The sequence below is a fragment of the Methyloversatilis sp. genome, from assembly GCF_030698125.1.
In the GTDB taxonomy this organism is placed as follows: domain Bacteria; phylum Pseudomonadota; class Gammaproteobacteria; order Burkholderiales; family Rhodocyclaceae; genus Methyloversatilis.
The window spans coordinates 86448-103948 of sequence record NZ_JAUYNV010000057.1 but is presented as its reverse complement, the minus strand read 5'-3'; the positions used below and the strand labels follow the sequence as shown (position 1 = coordinate 103948).

Genomic DNA, 17501 nt, shown 5'->3' with positions numbered 1-17501 from the left:
CGACGCAACGCGCTTTTGAGCTACCTCCCAGTCGCTCCCGCCGACTCAGTCCAGCACTGTCATGGCGCAAATGCGCCAGATGCCTGCCGTGTTTTCGGCGTCATCGCCGTCGCCCCGTTCGCCGCCTGGCTGCGCGGCGAGTCGCCGCTGAGCGAAATCGCCGCCATCGGCCCGGAAACCCGGGCCGTGCTCATCATCCTCGGCGGCGTATTGGTGGTGGTGAATCTGGTCGTGCAGTACGGCACGGCATCACCTTCGCGAGCGCCAACGCGCTGTTCCTGTTCGAAATGGTTGTCGCCGCCGTTTCGTCAGGGTGGCACGCGGGGGAGGGCGAAGGTCCTTAAGCCGCTTCTTTCAAGTAGTTCGCGGTTCGCCGGTTCGGGGCAGATCACCCTGAGCCACGGCGGTCGTGAAGACCCAGCCTTTACCAGACACGTCGATGATGGCCTTCATGGTGAAGCCCAGCGCTCGACGTCGGACCTGAGGTCTGCGAGCAGTTGTTCCACCGCACCGAAGCTGTATTCGTTGGCCCGCAGCGGCGGGATGGCGGAACGGGCTTGCACGTGCCAAAATGGAACCGCTTTGGTTTCCAAATGGTGCAAACCCATGCCGACTACGCTGACGTTGAAGAACATACCTGACGCCGTGTACGAGCGATTGAAGAGCGCAGCCGAGATGCACAGGCGAAGCCTGAACAGCGAGGCAATCGTATGCCTGGAAGCCGTGCTTCTGCCAACAAGGCTTGCTCCCAGCGAGCGACTTGCGAGGGCAAGGGAGTTGCGCGCTGCGTTACCAAAACAACGGTTCACGCACGACGACATTGACGCGGCCAAACGCGAGGGCAGGGCATGATCGTTGTGGATACAAACGTTCTTGCCTACCTGTACCTGCCTGGTGAGCACACCGCTGCTGCAGAGGCACTGTTGGAACGCGATCCTGATTGGTGTGCGCCGATCCTCTGGCGAAGCGAGTTCAGGAACATCCTTGCCGGGTACGTGCGGCGCAAGGACATCGCTTTTGAGCAAGCAACAACCCTGCAGGCGGAGGCTGAAAGCCTGCTCGCGGGTTGCGAATATGAGGTTGAGTCGCGAACAGTTCTTGAACTTGTACGCGACAGCGACTGCTCAGCGTATGACTGCGAGTTCGTTGCGCTTGCGGCGAAGCTGGACACGAAACTGATCACGATGGACAAGCGGCTTTTACGTGCGTTTCCGAACCGCGCGCTGTCGATGTCTGCGGGCTAACGCCGGAGGTGAGAGGAGGCCGGAGCGGCGCAGCCGACATTCTCTCTTGCGATCATGAGCACGACGGCCAGGTGAGCTTTCGATGTCGCGATGGGCGAAGCGGTCAGACGACGGTGCGCACGCTGCCCGGTGCCGACTTCCTGCACCTGATCCTGTAGCAGGCCGTGCCAGGAGGATTCAGGCGCTCGCGCAACTATGGCTTCCTGCACCCGAACAGCAAGGGGCTGATCGTGCTGCTGCACACAAAATTGAATACACGAGCAAGTGCCCAGTCGTTTCTTCCTGTGGGCGATGCGGTGCGGTGCGGTGCGACGGCATGCGCAGGATTCTGCCTCACCTTGCTCGGCGAGCTTTGTCTGCTGACGCGTCATCACGCCCGCAGTGTCTGTGGCACGCTCTTCGTCATTAGGGACTGATCGCTTCTATTCATAGTGCGACCACATCCTGAGCACACGGACAACGCGCTCCTCGACAAATACTTCGTAGACCAGGCGGTGCTGGATATTGATGCGTCGCGAATACGCGCCCGCAAGATCACCCACGAGCTTTTCATAGGGCGGCGGATTCTGGAATGGATCGTTGGCAAGAACCGCGAGCAATTCCTGGGCTTTCGACTTCAGGCCGGCTGCGGCCAGCTTCTTCGCGTCTTTCCCGGCGTGCCTGGCGAAGACAACCCGCCAGCTCACCAGTTGAGCTCCCTGGCGCTCTCGCCAAGCGGTTCAGCCATGCCTTCCTTGATGGACTCGCGCATGCCGGGGACAGACAAGAGGTACAGCGTTTCCTGGATGGATTGCCAGTCCTCCGCCGAGATCAGAACTGCGCTCGTGCGCTTGCCGGCGATGTGGATGGGCTGGTGTGACGCTGCGGTCTGGTCGATCAGTCGATACAGGTTCGCCCGTGCTTCGCTGGCGGTGAGGGTGGTCATGGTTGATCTCCGATGAGACCGATAGAGTACGTATTTACGTACGAGACTTCAATCGCTGTTTTGAGCGGCCCGAAGCATTTCAGACGCCTGCATGCAGCGAACAAGGGGCCCCCGGCTTTTTTGCCCCGCGTGGGTTCGTGAGCCCCCGCCTGTTCGCCTGACGTCGCCGCGGGGTCAGGCGTTGCAGCGCTCCGGCCCGTGAGGTCAAAGTCCCGCGGTCACCGTATGTCGGCGCGCACTTTTACTGCCGATACAGCGCATCGCGCTGCAGGCTGGCCGGGCCATGAAGCCCCGAGTGATATCATTCAGCCGGTTTTTAGCCCTACATCCGCCCCCCGCCGCCGTCCCGTGCGACTGTCCAAACTCAAACTCGCCGGCTTCAAGACTTTCGTCGATCCGACCACCATCCTGATGCCCGGCCAGCTGGTCGGCGTGGTGGGGCCGAATGGCTGCGGCAAGTCCAACATCATCGATGCGGTGCGCTGGGTGCTCGGCGAGTCGCGGGCGTCGGCGCTGCGCGGCGATGCGATGACCGACGTCATCTTCAATGGCTCGGGCACGCGCAAGCCGGTCGGGCGGGCGTCGGTCGAACTGGTGTTCGACAATGACCAGGGCAGGGCGGCCGGGCAGTGGTCGCAGTACGCCGAAATCGCGGTCAAGCGGGTGCTGGAGCGCGACGGCCAGTCGGACTACTTCATCAACAACACGCGGGTGCGCCGGCGCGACGTGATCGACGTGTTCCTCGGTACCGGCCTGGGCCCGCGCGCCTACGCCATCATCGAGCAGGGCATGATCACGCGCATCATCGAGGCGCGGCCGGAAGAGCTGCGCGCCTTTCTCGAAGAGGCGGCCGGCATCACCAAGTACCGCGAGCGGCGCCGTGAAACGCAGGGCCGGCTCGACGACGCGCGCGACAATCTGGTGCGGCTCGACGACATCGTCGGCGAACTGGGCAGCCGCATCGAGCGCTTGCAGAAGCAGGCGGAAGTTGCCGCCCGCCACACCGAACTGAATACCCGGCTGGTCGAGCGCCAGGCGCTGCTGTGGGCGATGAAGCAGCGCGCCGCGGCGGCCGAGGCCGACACGCTGGCGGGCGACGCCGGCCGCATCGAAAACGACATCGAACGCGAAACCGCGGCGCTGCGCCACCACGAGGCAGCGCTGGAGCGCATCCGTACCGAACATTTCGCCAGTTCCGAGGCGGTGCATGCGGCGCAGGCCGAACTGCTGACCGCCAACGCGAAAGCCAGCCGGCTGGAAGACGATCTGCGGCGCGCGGCGGAAAACCGCCAGAAGCTCGCGGCGCGCATCGCCCAGCTCGATGGCGAGGTGGCGAACTGGCGCGCGCGCATCGAAAGCATCGAAAGCGACACCGCGCGTTGGACCACGCTGGCCGAGCACGCCGCCCACCGCATCGAACAGGCCGAGGCGCGGCACGAAACGACACGCGCGCTGCTGCCTGAAGCCGAAGCCGCGTTCCAGGAGGCGGAGCAACTGGCGACCGAGGCGCGGCGCGATCTGGCGGCGGTCGAACAGCAGCTCAAGGTGGAAGAAACCCACCGCGCGAACGCCGGCCGCATGCTGCATTCGCTGGCCGGCCGGCGCGAGCGCATCGCGCACGACGCGGCACAATTGATCGAGCCGGACCGCGCAGCGCTGTCGCTGGCCCAGGCGCGACTCGAAGAGCTGCAGGCGGCGGTCGATGCCGCGCAGCAGCGCATGCAGGCGGCGCAGATCGCGGTGCCGCAGCTGCAGGGCGCGGTGCGCAACGCGCAGGACGGCGAGCGCGCCACCACCCGCACGCTGACCGAAACCCGCGCCCGACGCGACGCGCGGGTCGAGCTGCAGCGCAAGACGCAGAGCGACGGCAAGCTCGCGCCCTGGCTGGCAGCGCTCGGCCTGCAGGACGCTCGACCGCTGTGGCAGGCCATCAAGGTCGATGCCGGCTGGGAGCTGGCCGTCGAAGCCGTGCTGCGCGAGCGCCTGGGCGCGCTCGATGCTACATCGCCCGACACGCTGGCCGCCGCCGGTGCGGCCGGTGCCGCACCGCAGACGCTGACCCTCGCACTGCCGGGCGCCGACCCGCGCACGCCGCTTTCGGCCGACAGCCTGCGCCATTGCGTACAGACGCTCGACGCGCGCTGGGACGCGCTGCTCGACCTGTGGCTCGGGCCGGTGGCGGCCGTCGAGGTGCTGGCGCTACCGGCTCAGGGGAGTTCGCTACAGGGCGGAGCGGCCCAGGGCGGTGCGGCCCAGGGCGGTGCGGCCCAGGTCGACCGCCAGGGCCGCGTCGCCCAGGGTTCGTCGCTCACGCTTTATGCGCCGGACGCGCGCACGCATGGCGTGCTGGAGCGCGCGCGCGACATCGAACAACTGGGCCGCGACATCGACATGGCCGAGGCCGCGTTGGCCGAGGCGCGCGAGGCGCTGCGCGAAGCCGAAGCGGCGCTGGCCGCGGCACACGAAGAACAGGCGGCGGCGCGGCGCGAGCAGCAGTCGCTGACCCAGGCGGCGCACACCGCGCAGGTCGACCAGATCAAGCTCGGCCAGGCGGTGTCGCGCTTCGACGAGCAGCGCGCCGCACTGGAGCGCGACCGCGCCGAAGTGGATCAGGCGGAACAGACCGAACAGGCGCATCTGGAACGCGCCGAAATCGAGATCGAGCGCGCACGCGAACTGATCGATGTGCAGCGCAACCGGCTCGACGCGGCGCTGGAGGCGCACAAGAGCGCCGACGGCACGCTGCGCGAGGCGCGCTTTGCCGATCAGGCGGCGGCGCGCGAGGTGCAGGAAGCCGGCTTTTCGCAGCGCGAATGCGCCAGCCGGCTGACCGATCTGGCGAACAACCTGTCGGTCGCGCGCACTCAGCTCGAAAACGCCGAACTCGAATGCGCACTGCGGCGCGACGAATTTGCGCAGATCGACGAGCGCAGCATCGACGCCACGCTGCAGCAGACGCTGGACGCCCGCCGCGCACGCGAACAGGTGCTGGCCACCTGCCGCGACACGCAGGAAGGGCTGGCGGCGCAGCTGCGCGACCTCGATGCGCAGCGCGCGCAGAGCGAACAGCGGCTGGCGCCGGCGCGCGAGCGTCTGGCCGAGTGCCGGCTGAAGCAGCAGGCGGCGGCGCTGAACGCCGAACAGTTCGCGCAGCGGCTGGCCGAAATCACGCTGCCGGAAGGCCGGCTCGATGCGCTGGTTGCCGAAGGCGAGCAGGAAAACGTGCGCGAAGGCAGTCTGAATGGTGAAATCGCCCGCCTGAACCGCGACATCGCGGCGCTCGGCGCGGTGAATCTGGCCGCACTGGAAGAACTGACCCAGGCGGCCGAGCGCAAGGGCTATCTGGACATGCAGTCGGCCGACCTGCGCGAGGCCATCGGCACGCTGGAAGATGCCATCCGCAGCATGGACCGCGAAACCCGTGCCCTGCTCAAGGACACGTATGATCGCGTGAATACCGAGTTCGGCCGCATCTTCCCGGAGCTGTTCGGTGGCGGCGAGGCGCGGCTGGTGATGACCGGCGACGAAATTCTGGATGCCGGGCTGCAGGTGTTCGCACAGCCGCCGGGCAAGCGCAACGCGTCGATCCAGCTGCTGTCGGGCGGTGAAAAGGCGTTGACCGCGACGGCGCTGGTGTTCGCGCTGTTCCAGCTCAATCCGGCGCCGTTCTGCATGCTGGACGAAGTCGATGCGCCGCTGGACGACACCAACACCGAACGCTTCTGCGAAATGGTCAAGCGCATGTCGGCCGCTACGCAGTTCGTGTTCATCAGCCACAACAAGATCACGATGGAAATGGCGCAACAACTGGTGGGCGTCACGATGCAGGAGCGCGGATGTTCGCGCGTGGTCGAGGTCGACATGGAACAGGCGCTGAAACTGCGCGATGAAGCGGTCAGCGTCTGAAAAAACATAAAGAGGAAGGTCATCAATGCAACTGACTGAACTGCAGATCGGACTGATCGCACTGGGCGTGGTGGGCATCGGTGCAGTGGTCGGCTACAACATGTGGCAGGAAAAGCGCCACCGCCAGACCGCCGAACGCGCACTGGGCGAAACCCATGCCGACGTGCTGATCGACCCGCCCGACGCGCCGCCGCGGCGTCTCGAGCCCACGCTGGATTTCGACCTGAGCGACGACGCCGCGCCGTTGTCCGACCCGTCGGCCACGCAGCAGGTGCGTCGCGAAACGCAGGACCCGATGCTCGCGGAGGAGCCGGTGACCGACATCACCGAACCGCTGGCGCCGGTCGCCGCCTCGCCGGCCGAAGCCGACCGCACCGTGGCGCAATGGGCAACGGATGCCCCGCCCGATGCCCCGGAGCCGATGGCCGACGGCTGGGCAGATCGGCAGGTGGAAGAGCTGATCACGATCGAATTCGAGGCGCCGGTGGCGGCGACCGAATTCCTGCGCACGTGGAATGACCTCACGCAGACCCTTGCCGTGACGATGCGCCTGCGCGGGCGCGACGAACATGCCGGCCGCTGGTTGCCGCTGACCGCGCAGACCGCGGGTGCGCTGTCGAAGGTCGAACTGGCGGTGCAGTTGGCGGATCGGCGCGGTGCGCTGTCGGAAGCGTCGGTGTCGGCGCTGGCCCACGCGCTGCAGGGCGTGGCCGACCGCTTCCTGGCGGTGGTGCATTTTCCGGATGTGCGCGAACTGCTCGGCCGGGCGCGCGAGCTGGACAGTTTCGCCGCTTCGGTCGACGTGCAGATCGGTCTCAATCTGGTCGCCGGCGAGTCGCTCATTTCCGGCACCAAGCTGCGCGGTCTGGCCGAGGCGCAGGGGTTCACGCTGAGCGGCGGCCAGTTCCACGCGCGCGACGATGTCGGCAACACGCTCTACACGCTGTGCAGCCTCGATGCCGAACAGTTTTCGGCCGACACGATGAAGGCGCTGCAGACCCAGGGCGTCACGTTGCTGCTCGACGTGCCGACCGTGGCTGATGGCGCGCGCCAGTTCGACCGCATGGTCATGGTGGCCGAACAGTTCGCGCACACGCTGGGCGCCAAAGTGGTGGACGACAACCGGCAGCCGCTGTCGCCCGCCTCGCTCGCACTGATCCGCGGCAAGGTGGCCGAATTCCAGGGCCGCATGATCCAGTTCGGCATCAAGCCGGGCAGCGAATCGGCGAACCGGCTGTTCAGCTGATGCCGTCGGCAGCATCGGCCACCGAGCGCGCGGCAGCACTGCGCGCGCAGATCGCCCGGCACGACCGCCTGTATTACGAACTCGACGCGCCGGAGATTCCCGACGCCGAGTACGACCGGCTGTTCCGCGAACTGCAGGCGCTCGAAGCCGAACACCCGGCGCTGCGCACGCCTGACTCGCCGACGCAGCGGGTCGGCGGCAAGCCGCTGCCCGCCTTCGCACCGGTGCGCCATGTCGTGCCGATGCTGTCCATCCGTACCGAAACCGATACCGAATCGACCGGCGCGCTGAACTTCGACGCGCGCGTGCGGCGCGAACTGAAGCTGGACGACACGCAGCCGCCGGTTGAGTACGCAGCCGAACTGAAGTTCGACGGCCTGGCGATCAATCTGCGCTACGAGCGGGGCGTGCTGGTGCTGGCCGCCACGCGCGGCGACGGCGAAACCGGTGAGGATGTGACGCAGAACGTACGGACCATTCACGAGGTACCGCTGACGCTGGTGCCGCAGCCGCCTTCACATTCGCCTTCACAGCCGCCCTCGCTGTTCGATGCGCCCGGCTTGCCCGAAGTGCTTGAGGTGCGCGGCGAGGTCTACATGCGGCGAGATCGTTTCGATGCCTTCAACCTGCGCGCCGACGCGGCGGGGGAGAAGACGCTGGTCAATCCGCGCAATGCGGCGGCCGGCAGCATCCGTCAGCTCGACCCGGCCATCGCGGCGCGGCGCCCGCTGTCGTTCTTCGCCTATGGTCTCGGTGAGGTGCAGGGCTGGAATGTGCCGGCCACCCACTCGGGCGTGCTCGACGCGCTGGCTGCCTTCGGCCTGCCGGTGTGCGAACACCGCGCGGTCTGCAGCGGCGCCGACGCGCTGGCCGCCTTTCATGCGCGCATCGCCGAGACGCGACCGGGCCTGCCGTTCGACATCGACGGTGTGGTGTACAAGGTGAACAGCCTGGCGCTGCAGCAGAAGCTCGGTTTCGTGACGCGCGAGCCGCGCTGGGCGGTGGCGCACAAGTACCCGGCGCAGGAAGCGCTGACCACGGTGCAGGACATCGAGGTACAGGTCGGCCGCACCGGCAAGCTGACACCGGTGGCGCGGCTGGCACCGGTGTTCGTCGGTGGCGTGACGGTCACCAATGCCACGCTGCACAACGAGTCGGAAATCCGCCGCAAGGACGTTCATGTCGGCGACACGGTCGTCGTGCGCCGCGCCGGTGACGTGATTCCCGAAGTCGTGTCGGTGTTGTCGGACAGACGGCCGCCGCACGCGCGGGCATTCTCCATGCCGATGAACTGCCCGGTGTGCGGTTCCGACGTGGTGCGCGAAGAAGGCGAAATCGATCACCGCTGCACCGGCGGGCTGTATTGCGCAGCGCAGCGCAAGCAGGCCCTGCTGCATTTCGCCGGGCGGCGGGCGATGGACGTCGAGGGGCTGGGCGACAAGCTGGTCGAGCAACTGGTCGACGGCGGCCTGATCCGCAGCCTGCCCGACCTGTACCGGCTGGGTGTGCTGAAGCTGGCGGAGCTTGACCGCATGGCGGACAAGTCGGCCGAAAATCTGGTCGCCGCGCTGGAGAAGTCGAAGACGACGACGCTCGGCCGTTTCCTGTTCGCGCTCGGCATCCGCCATGTCGGCGAGGCGACGGCGAAGGATCTGGCGCGTCACCTGGGCAGCATGGACCGCATCATGGACGCCAGCGAAGCCGAACTGGCGCAGGTGCCGGACGTCGGGCCGGTGGTGGCGGCGAGCATCCACCGCTTTTTCGCGCAGCCGCACAACCGCGAAGTGGTCGAACAGCTGCGTGCCTGCGGCATCGTGTGGGAAGAGGGTGAAATGCAGGTGGCCAGCGGCCCGCTGGTCGGCAAGACCATTGTGCTGACCGGCGCGCTGCCGACGCTGTCGCGCGACGAAGCAAAGGATCTGCTCGAGGCGGCGGGCGCGAAAGTGGCGGGTTCGGTATCGAAAAAGACGGATTTTGTGGTGGCTGGCACGGATGCCGGCTCCAAACTCATCAAAGCGCAAGAACTGGGGATTACCATCCTCGATGAATCCGGGCTGCTGTCGCTGCTCGGCAACAGGGAGTCATAAGTAGATGAAATCAGTGCGTAAAGCCGTATTTCCGGTGGCTGGTCTCGGCAGCCGTTTCCTGCCCGCCACCAAGGCGAATCCGAAGGAAATGCTGCCGGTGGTCGACAAGCCGCTGATCCAGTACGCGGTGGAAGAGGCCGTTGCCGCAGGGTGCACCGACCTCATCTTCATCACCGGCCGCACCAAGCGTTCGATCGCCGACCACTTCGACAAGGCCTACGAGCTGGAACACGAGCTCGAAATGAAGCAGAAGACCGCACTGCTGGCGCTGTGCAACACGGTGCCCAAGCACGTCAATTGCATCTACATCCGCCAGTCGGAACCGCTCGGTCTGGGCCATGCGGTGCTGTGCGCGGCGCCGGTGGTGAACGACGAGCCGTTCGCCGTGCTGCTGGCCGACGACCTGATCGATGGCGAGCCGCCGATCCTGAAGCAGATGACCGACATTTTCGATCGCTTCGGCCGCTCCATCCTTGGCGTGCAGCAAGTGCCGCGCAGTCAGACGGCGAGCTACGGCATCGTCAGCACGGATGCCGATGTCGGCGGCCTGTATGGCGTGACCGGCATTGTCGAGAAGCCGCAGCCCGAAGTGGCGCCGTCGACGCTGGCGGTGGTCGGCCGCTACATCCTGACACCGAGCATTTTCGATCACCTGCGCGCCCTGACGCCGGGCGCCGGCGGCGAACTGCAACTGACCGACGCGATCGCCGCGCTGTTGGGCGAGGAGGCCGTGCTGGCCTATCCGTTCAAGGGCACGCGTTACGACTGCGGCTCCAAGCTCGGTTATCTGCAGGCCACGGTCGAACTGGCGCGCAAGCATCCGGAAGTCGGCGCCGCGTTCTCGGCCTGGCTGGACGCGCAGCACGCCGCAGCCGCCGACGCTGCGTGAGCCGTCTCGCCGATGCGCAGGCGCTGCTCGACGGCGCCGAACTGATCTGCGACGCGGCGCAGGTCGACGCCACGGTTGCCCGGCTGGCGCGTGAAATCACCGCCGCACTGGGCGACAGCTATCCGCTGCTGCTGTCGGTCATGGGCGGCGCTGTGGTGTTCACCGGCAATCTGCTGCCGCAGCTCGCCTTCCCGCTCGATTTCGATTACCTGCACGTCACGCGCTATGGCGGCGACACGCAGGGCGGTGCGCTGCGCTGGATCAGCGAGCCGCGCATCCCGGTCGCCGGGCGAACCGTGCTGGTACTGGACGACATCCTCGACGAGGGCATCACGCTGGCCGCGATACGCCGCCACCTGCTCGACGCGGGTGCGCAACGCTGCCTGACCGCCGTGTTTTCCGACAAAATGATCGGGCGGACCAAGCCGATCAAGGCCGACTTCACCGGACTCGAATTGCCGGACCGCTACGTTTTCGGATACGGCATGGACGTGCGCGGTGCCTGGCGCAACCTCCCGGCCATTTACGCACTCAGGGAGTAGGCGATGGCCGAAGCGCTGCCGGTGTTTCTTGACGTCGAAGCGTCCGGCTTCGGGGCCGGCAGCTATCCGATCGAGGTCGGCTGCATCCTGCCCGATGGCCGCACAATCTGTTGCCTCGTTCGCCCACCGGCGCAATGGCGGCACTGGGACCAGAGCGCCGAGGCGATCCATCACATCACGCGCGAAGTGCTCATGCAGTACGGCCTGCCGATAGAAGATGTCGTCTGCCGTCTCGACGAGGCGCTGCGCGACCAGGACGTCTATAGCGACGCCTGGGGCAATGACTACGCCTGGCTGTCCCGTCTTTACGACGAGGTGGATCGCGTGCCGCACTTTCACCTGCGCAGCCTGCGAGAACTGCTGAGCGAAGCACAGGCGGCGCGCTGGCACGAGGTGAAGAAGGAAGTCAGCGAAGAACTGCATACTACCCGGCACCGTGCCAGCAATGATGCACGGGTTCTGCAGACGGCCTATGCGCGCCTTTGCGCCGAACCGAAACCGGTGTGCAGCGGCCCGCAGTGACCGGGCGCGCCGAGCGACGGACGGACAAAAAAAGGGAGCGCCTGAGCGCTCCCTTTTTTCATTACATGCCTCGAAATTTCAGGCGTCGTCGCGCGAGGCGCGCTTGCGTTCGTGTTCCTTCAGGTGACGCTTGCGCAGGCGGATCGTCTTCGGCGTGATTTCGACCAGTTCGTCGTCGGCGATGAATTCGATCGCCGATTCCAGCGTCAGCGAGATCGGTGGCACCAGACGGACGGCTTCGTCGGTGCCGGACGCGCGCACGTTGGTCAGCTGCTTGCCCTTGATCGGGTTCACCACCAGATCGTTGTCGCGGGAGTGGATGCCGATGATCATGCCTTCGTACAGCACGTCGCCGGGGCTCACGAACATGCGGCCGCGGTCCTGCAGGTTCCACAGCGCGTAGGCCACGGCTTCGCCGTCGTTCTGCGAAATCAGCACGCCGTTGCGCCGTTCGGACATGGCGCCGGCGACCGGACCGTAATCGTCGAACACGTGACTGGCCAGACCGGTGCCGCGCGTCAGATTCAGGAATTCGCCCTGGAAGCCGATCAGGCCGCGCGCCGGAATGCGGTATTCGATGCGCACCCGGCCCTTGCCGTCCGACTGCATGTCCTGCAACTCGCCACGGCGACGACCCAGTTCCTCCATCACGCCGCCCTGATGCGTTTCCTCGACGTCGACGGTCAACAATTCATACGGCTCGCTCCTGACGCCGTCGATTTCCTTGAACACCACGCGCGGGCGACCCACGGCCAGTTCGTAGCCTTCGCGGCGCATCGTTTCGAGCAGGATGGTCAGGTGCAACTCACCCCGACCCGACACCATGAACACGTCCGAATCGTCGGTGTATTCAACACGCAGCGCGACGTTCTTCAGCAGTTCCTTTTCCAGCCGCTCGCGAATCTGGCGGCTGGTGACGTACTTGCCTTCACGACCGGCCTGCGGCGAGGCATTCACCATGAAATTCATCGTCAAAGTCGGCTCGTCAACCGCGATCGGCTTCATCGGCGCCGGCGATTCCGGATCGCAGATGGTGACGCCGATATTGACCTGATCGATGCCGGACACCAGCACGATGTCGCCAGCGCTGGCCGATTCGGCCTGCGTGCGCTCCAGACCCTTGAAGGTCAGCACCTGGCCGACCTTGGCCTTGCCGCGCAGTTCATCACCGTAATACACGGCGACTTCCTGGTTCGGCTTGATGCGGCCGCGCGTGATGCGACCGATGCCGAGCTGGCCGATGTAGGTCGAGTAATCGAGCGAACACACCTGCAGCTGCAGCGGGCCGTCTTCATTGACTTCCGGCTGCGGCACGTTGTCGAGGATGGCCTGGAACAGCGGACGCATATTGGTGCCCGGGGTGCTCGAATCGAGCATCGCGAAGCCATTCAGCGCCGAGGCGTACACGACCGGAAAGTCGAGCTGTTCCTCCGTGGCGCCCAGCTTGTCGAACAGGTCGAAGGTGTGATTGACCACCCAGTCCGGACGTGCGCCCGGACGGTCGATCTTGTTCACCACGACAATGGGCTTGAGGCCGAGCGCCAGCGCCTTGCGCGTGACGAAACGGGTCTGCGGCATCGGACCTTCGACCGCATCGACCAGCAGCAGCACGCCATCGACCATCGACAACACGCGCTCGACCTCGCCGCCGAAGTCGGCGTGGCCCGGGGTGTCAACGATATTGATGTGGGTGCCTTCGAACTCGATCGCGCAATTCTTCGAAAGGATCGTGATGCCACGTTCCTTTTCGAGATCGTTTGAATCCATCACCCGCTCCGAAACCTGCTGGTGCGATGCGAAGGTGCCGGATTGGCGCAGCAGCTGGTCGACCAGCGTGGTTTTGCCATGATCGACGTGCGCGATGATGGCGATGTTGCGTATGGAGCGGGACATAGGAATGGTGCAGCGCAATAAGAAAAACACGCAAGTGTAGCACGGCACGCCAGCTGAGTCGGCCTCCCCGCACCGTGCCGCATCCGTGCGGGAGCTCCCATTGTGGGAGCGGCGTCCCCGCCGCGATGCGCACTTCGCTCAGCGACGGTCGCCGCATTGATCGCGACGAGGACGTCGCTCCCACGGCCCTTCGGTCAGCACCTTGCCGTATTCGTGCGGAAGGCCCCTTTGCGGCGTCCCCGCCGGGATCGCCGTTCCGTGATGCCGCCAGGACAACCCCGAAAGCCGGGCTTTTCTTGCCTGATAGACTGGATGACCCGGAATAAAGGAGTGCACATATGCTGGCGATCATCGGCGGCAGCGGTCTGACGCAGCTGGCCAATCTTGACGTCACCCGTCGCGAAGTGGTGCGTACGCCCTACGGCGAGCCGTCCGGCCCGCTGACCTTCGGCCGCCTGGCCGGGCGGGATCTGGTGTTCATCGCACGCCACGGATACGGCCACACCATTGCGCCACACCGCGTGAATTACCGCGCGAACATTTCGGCGCTCCGCAGCGTCGGCGTGGCGCGCATCGTGTCGGTTGCCTCGGTCGGCGGCATCCGGGCCGACCTCGGGCCGGGCACGCTGGTCGTGCCGGACCAGATCATCGACTACACCTGGGGCCGTCACAGCACGTTCTTCGATGGCCACGATGGACAGGTGAAGCACATCGATTTCACGGAGCCGTATGACGCCGCCCTGCGCAGGGCGTTGCTCGATGCCGCCGCGCGAGCCGGCGAGCAGGTGGTCGATGGCGCGGTCTATGCGGCGACCCAGGGCCCGCGGCTGGAGACGGCGGCGGAAATCAACCGGCTTGAAGGCGACGGCGCGCACCTCGTCGGCATGACCGGCATGCCCGAAGCGGCGCTGGCGCGCGAGGCCGGCCTCGCCTACGCAGCGATCAATGTGGTGGTGAACCACGCTGCCGGTCGTGGTGATTCGCTGCACGGTATCGAAATGTCGGCCATCGAGGACATGCTGCAGGAGGCGATGACGCGCGTTCGCCGCCTGCTCGAAGCCCTGTGCACCAACGGGGAGTGCGCATGATCCGCGACATCCTGCGCATGGGTGACCCGCGACTGCTGCGCGTGGCGCAGCCGGTCAGGCGCTTCAGCTGCCCGGAACTCGATGCGCTGGTGCAGGACCTGATCGACACCATGCAGGCGGCCGACGGCGCCGGGCTTGCCGCGCCGCAGATCGGTGTCGACCTGCGCGTCGTGGTGTTTGGCGGCTCGCCGTCGGTGCGCTATCCGGAGGCACCCGTCGTGCCATTCACCGTGCTGGTCAATCCCGTGCTGACACCGCTCAGCATGGATATGGAGGAGGGCTGGGAAGGTTGTCTGTCGGTGCCCGGCCTGCGTGGCGTCGTGGTGCGTCATGCCCGGCTGCGCTACAGCGGCTTCGATCCGCAGCGCACGGTGATCGAGCGCGAGGTCGACGGCTTTCACGCCCGGGTGGTGCAGCACGAATGCGACCATCTCGATGGCGTGCTTTACCCGATGCGGGTGCGCGACTTCAGCCGATTCGGCTATACCGACGTGTTGTTTCCCGATCAGGACGCCAGCGACGATTGAGCGGCCGCATGCTGCGCGGCCCACGCCTCGAATTCGGCGGCCGGCAGCGGCTTGCTGAACAGATAGCCCTGTACGCATTCGCAGCCAAGAGTGCCGAGGAAGGCGAGCTGGGCTTCCGTTTCCACGCCTTCCGCCACCACACTGAGCCCGAGGTGCTGCGCCAGGCTGATCGTCGCGGCGCAGATGGCCGCATCGTCCGGATCGCTTTCGATGTCCTTCACGAACGAGCGGTCGATCTTCAGGCGTTGCAACGGCATCAGTTTCAGATGGCTCAGCGATGAGTAGCCCGTTCCGAAATCGTCGATCGCCAGTTCGACGCCCAGTTCGCGCAACTGGCCGAGCATGCGAAGCGTGGCGTCCGGATTGTCCATGGCCACACTTTCGGTGATTTCGAGCTCGAGCTCGCCCGGGCGCAGGTCATGGCGCATCAGGGTGTCTTCCACCTGATGCAGCAGGTTCTTCGAGCGCAGCTGGCGCGCCGACAGATTGACCGACACCCGCAGCTTCAGGCCCTGGTCCTTCCAGCGGCTCAGCTGCCAGCAGGCCTCCTGCAGGATCCATTCGCCGAGCTTGATGATGAGGTCGCTTTCTTCGGCGATCGGAATGAAGCTGTTCGGCGGCACCAGACCGCGCTCGGGATGCTGCCAGCGCACGAGCGCCTCGACGCCGACCAGCCGGCCGGTGGCGACTTCGATCTGCGGCTGGTAATGCAGCACGAACTGGCGGGTTTCGATTGCGTGATGCAGGCTGCCCTGCAAGGCCAGCCGCTCGCTCGCATTGGCCGACATGCTCTGGTCGAAGAACTGGTAATTGTTCCGGCCGGCAGCCTTTGCGTGGTACATCGCCGTATCGACGTTGCGCAGCAGGGTATCGACCGAGGTGCCGTCATTCGGGAACACGCCGATGCCGACGCTGGGCGTCGAGTGCAGTCGGTAGGCCTCGACCTGGTAAGGCGCCGACAGCGCCGACACGATCTTCTCCGCGACGGCGGCAGCCGTGAGCGTGGATGCCATGTCTGTCACCAGTACGACGAATTCGTCGCCACCCAGCCGAGCCACCACATCGCTGTGGCGCACGCAGCAGAGCAGCCGCTGCGCGACATCGACCAGCAGCGCGTCGCCCACGTGATGACCCAGCGTGTCGTTGATGTCCTTGAAGTGATCCATGTCTATCATCATCACGGCGATCAGCGTGCCGTGCCGGCGCGCTTCGGCCATGGCCTGTTCCATCCGGCCCTGCAGGCTGAGCCGGTTCGGAAGCCCGGTGAGCACGTCGTGGTGAGCCAGATGATGGATCTTGCGTTCGGCGGCCTTGCGTTCGCTGATGTCGCTGAACGAGTGCACGTAGTGGACGATGCCGCTATGCAGATTGCTGACCGGATAGATGCTGAGTCGCTTCGGATAGGTTTCGCCATCGGCGCGCCGATCGTCGAGTTCGCCCGACCAGTCGCCACCGGCGTCAATGCGCTCGACGAATGACGCGTGACTCGACGCGTCGTAGGGCGTCGACACCACGGCTGACGCCAGCTTGCCGAGCACCGCTTCACGCGTTTGTCCGGTGAGTTTCGAAAACGCCGGATTGACCGACACGATGCGATCCCCTTCGTCGGTCACCACGATGGCTTCGTTCGAACTCTGGATCACGCTGGCGGCCAGCGACAGATCGGCGTCGCGCAGCCGGATGCGACGGATCTGCAGCTGCCCGAGACCGAGCAAGCCTGCGATCGCAAGAGAAATCAGGCTGCCGGCCATCCAGATGCTGATGACGCGGGTTTCCTGCAGCGCGCCGCGCCAGCCGCCGACCGGTACGGCAGCCAGCTGCCAGCGCGCGTTGTCCGGCAGCACGACGTCGACCTTGACCGGGTCGAGGCTGAACACATCCGCTTTGCCGTGGATGACCTCGCCGGCCGCGCCCAGACCATCGCGCCCGCGCAGGGCATAGCGGACGTGCGGGTTGGCGTCGAGCAAACCGCTCGCCTTGAGCAGGGTGTCGAAGCGCAGCACGATGGAGGCCAGTCCCCAGTATATTTCCGGGCGGCCCTCTCCCGCAGGCAGGTAGATCGGAAAGCGGTTGATCAGTCCGACACCGCCCTGCACCAGCTCGAGCGGGCCGGCGAGCACGAAGCGTCGGCTTTCCATCATCTTGAGCACCGCATCGCGTTGCGCCGGATGGTCCAGATAGCGCAGGCCGAGCGCTGCTTCATTGCCGGCGAGCGGGTGGACGAAACTCAGCACGTTGTCGGGCGCCAGCGCGATGCTGCGAACGTGGCGTCCGTAGGCGAGCATGCGTTCGCTCACCCGGTTGAAAGCATCGCCCGTGATGGTGGGGTTGGCCGCGACATAGCTGACCAGACCGAGCGACAGATGGGCGGCGCTGTTGATTTCACTTTCCAGACGCGCCCGCACGACACCGATCTGTGCTGCCACTTCATCGCGCTGGCGCTGCAGCATCTGATCCGCCTCGACATCGGCGATGTAGGCGGTCAGTGCCAGTCCGGACAACAGCGCGATGAGCGCGATCGCCAGCGGCTTGCTCCGGTCAAGCAGGGACAGGCGACGCGGGGTGTACGTGGAGAAACTCAACGGTCAGATCCGGTAAGTGCGGGATGTGTCGCAGGTGTGGGTGGGGGAGC

General features: G+C 65.9%; 14 protein-coding genes. 10 read left to right on the top strand and 4 right to left on the bottom strand.

What is annotated here, in order from left to right; genetic code table 11:
* Nucleotides 1-15: 15 nt before the first annotated feature.
* Together Q8Q80_RS19060 and Q8Q80_RS19055 are read left to right on the top strand one after the other, a co-directional pair.
* Complete coding sequence (locus Q8Q80_RS19060; RefSeq protein WP_305634634.1) at nucleotides 16-852, top strand: hypothetical protein; 837 nt, start codon at nucleotides 16-18, stop codon at nucleotides 850-852.
* On the top strand, nucleotides 849-1244 hold the full coding sequence (locus tag Q8Q80_RS19055; RefSeq protein ID WP_305634632.1) for a type II toxin-antitoxin system VapC family toxin: 396 nt from the start codon (nucleotides 849-851) through the stop codon (nucleotides 1242-1244). Before Q8Q80_RS19060 ends, Q8Q80_RS19055 begins: the two co-directional genes overlap by 4 nt.
* A gap of 422 nt (nucleotides 1245-1666) precedes the next feature.
* Here the strand turns inward: Q8Q80_RS19055 and Q8Q80_RS19050 are convergent, their stop codons facing one another.
* Nucleotides 1667-1930 (bottom strand): Txe/YoeB family addiction module toxin, encoded by a 264-nt coding sequence (locus Q8Q80_RS19050; RefSeq protein WP_305634630.1) that lies wholly within the window; start codon nucleotides 1928-1930, stop codon nucleotides 1667-1669.
* Nucleotides 1927-2169 (bottom strand): type II toxin-antitoxin system Phd/YefM family antitoxin, encoded by a 243-nt coding sequence (locus Q8Q80_RS19045; RefSeq protein ID WP_305634627.1) that lies wholly within the window; start codon nucleotides 2167-2169, stop codon nucleotides 1927-1929. The genes Q8Q80_RS19050 and Q8Q80_RS19045 overlap by 4 nt, the downstream gene beginning before the upstream one ends.
* 348 nt (nucleotides 2170-2517) lie before the next feature.
* Here Q8Q80_RS19045 and smc point away from each other — a divergent pair, with 348 nt between their 5' ends.
* Genes smc through Q8Q80_RS19015 form a run of 6 tightly spaced genes read left to right on the top strand, consistent with a single transcriptional unit; the run spans nucleotide 2518 to nucleotide 11361 of the window.
* Nucleotides 2518-6075, top strand: a complete 3558-nt coding sequence (gene smc, locus Q8Q80_RS19040; protein ID WP_305634625.1) for a chromosome segregation protein SMC — start codon at nucleotides 2518-2520, stop codon at nucleotides 6073-6075.
* A gap of 25 nt (nucleotides 6076-6100) precedes the next feature.
* Nucleotides 6101-7321, top strand: a complete 1221-nt coding sequence (locus Q8Q80_RS19035) for a cell division protein ZipA C-terminal FtsZ-binding domain-containing protein (protein ID WP_305634623.1) — start codon at nucleotides 6101-6103, stop codon at nucleotides 7319-7321.
* Complete coding sequence (gene ligA, locus Q8Q80_RS19030) at nucleotides 7321-9408, top strand: NAD-dependent DNA ligase LigA (protein WP_305634621.1); 2088 nt, start codon at nucleotides 7321-7323, stop codon at nucleotides 9406-9408. Before Q8Q80_RS19035 ends, ligA begins: the two co-directional genes overlap by 1 nt.
* A gap of 4 nt (nucleotides 9409-9412) precedes the next feature.
* Nucleotides 9413-10297 carry a UTP--glucose-1-phosphate uridylyltransferase GalU gene (gene galU / locus Q8Q80_RS19025; RefSeq protein WP_257081766.1) on the top strand — a complete coding sequence of 295 codons (885 nt, stop codon included), beginning with the start codon at nucleotides 9413-9415 and terminating at the stop codon, nucleotides 10295-10297.
* Nucleotides 10294-10839 (top strand): hypoxanthine-guanine phosphoribosyltransferase, encoded by a 546-nt coding sequence (locus tag Q8Q80_RS19020; RefSeq protein WP_305634619.1) that lies wholly within the window; start codon nucleotides 10294-10296, stop codon nucleotides 10837-10839. The genes galU and Q8Q80_RS19020 overlap by 4 nt, the downstream gene beginning before the upstream one ends.
* 3 nt (nucleotides 10840-10842) lie before the next feature.
* A complete protein-coding gene (locus Q8Q80_RS19015; RefSeq protein ID WP_305634617.1) occupies nucleotides 10843-11361 on the top strand; it encodes a hypothetical protein in 519 nt (172 codons plus the stop codon).
* Between the two features lie 78 nt (nucleotides 11362-11439).
* Here Q8Q80_RS19015 and typA read toward each other — a convergent pair whose 3' ends face one another.
* A complete protein-coding gene (typA, locus tag Q8Q80_RS19010) occupies nucleotides 11440-13254 on the bottom strand; it encodes a translational GTPase TypA (protein WP_305634615.1) in 1815 nt (604 codons plus the stop codon).
* Between the two features lie 338 nt (nucleotides 13255-13592).
* Here typA and Q8Q80_RS19005 point away from each other — a divergent pair, with 338 nt between their 5' ends.
* Together Q8Q80_RS19005 and def are read left to right on the top strand one after the other, a co-directional pair.
* A complete protein-coding gene (locus Q8Q80_RS19005; protein ID WP_305634592.1) occupies nucleotides 13593-14342 on the top strand; it encodes an S-methyl-5'-thioinosine phosphorylase in 750 nt (249 codons plus the stop codon).
* On the top strand, nucleotides 14339-14869 hold the full coding sequence (gene def / locus Q8Q80_RS19000; RefSeq protein WP_305634583.1) for a peptide deformylase: 531 nt from the start codon (nucleotides 14339-14341) through the stop codon (nucleotides 14867-14869). Before Q8Q80_RS19005 ends, def begins: the two co-directional genes overlap by 4 nt.
* Here the strand turns inward: def and Q8Q80_RS18995 are convergent.
* On the bottom strand, nucleotides 14848-17451 hold the full coding sequence (locus Q8Q80_RS18995; protein WP_305634573.1) for an EAL domain-containing protein: 2604 nt from the start codon (nucleotides 17449-17451) through the stop codon (nucleotides 14848-14850). The two genes, def and Q8Q80_RS18995, sit on opposite strands and share 22 nt — an antisense overlap.
* Nucleotides 17452-17501: the final 50 nt, after the last annotated feature.

Coding starts and splice junctions, on each gene's coding strand:
- typA (WP_305634615.1), bottom strand. CDS start 13,254: ATGTCCCGCTCCATACGCAACATCGCCATCATCGCGCACGTCGATCAT.
- Q8Q80_RS19015 (WP_305634617.1), top strand. CDS start 10,843: ATGGCCGAAGCGCTGCCGGTGTTTCTTGACGTCGAAGCGTCCGGCTTC.
- Q8Q80_RS19035 (WP_305634623.1), top strand. CDS start 6,101: ATGCAACTGACTGAACTGCAGATCGGACTGATCGCACTGGGCGTGGTG.
- Q8Q80_RS19045 (WP_305634627.1), bottom strand. CDS start 2,169: ATGACCACCCTCACCGCCAGCGAAGCACGGGCGAACCTGTATCGACTG.
- ligA (WP_305634621.1), top strand. CDS start 7,321: ATGCCGTCGGCAGCATCGGCCACCGAGCGCGCGGCAGCACTGCGCGCG.
- galU (WP_257081766.1), top strand. CDS start 9,413: ATGAAATCAGTGCGTAAAGCCGTATTTCCGGTGGCTGGTCTCGGCAGC.
- Q8Q80_RS19055 (WP_305634632.1), top strand. CDS start 849: ATGATCGTTGTGGATACAAACGTTCTTGCCTACCTGTACCTGCCTGGT.
- def (WP_305634583.1), top strand. CDS start 14,339: ATGATCCGCGACATCCTGCGCATGGGTGACCCGCGACTGCTGCGCGTG.
- Q8Q80_RS19005 (WP_305634592.1), top strand. CDS start 13,593: ATGCTGGCGATCATCGGCGGCAGCGGTCTGACGCAGCTGGCCAATCTT.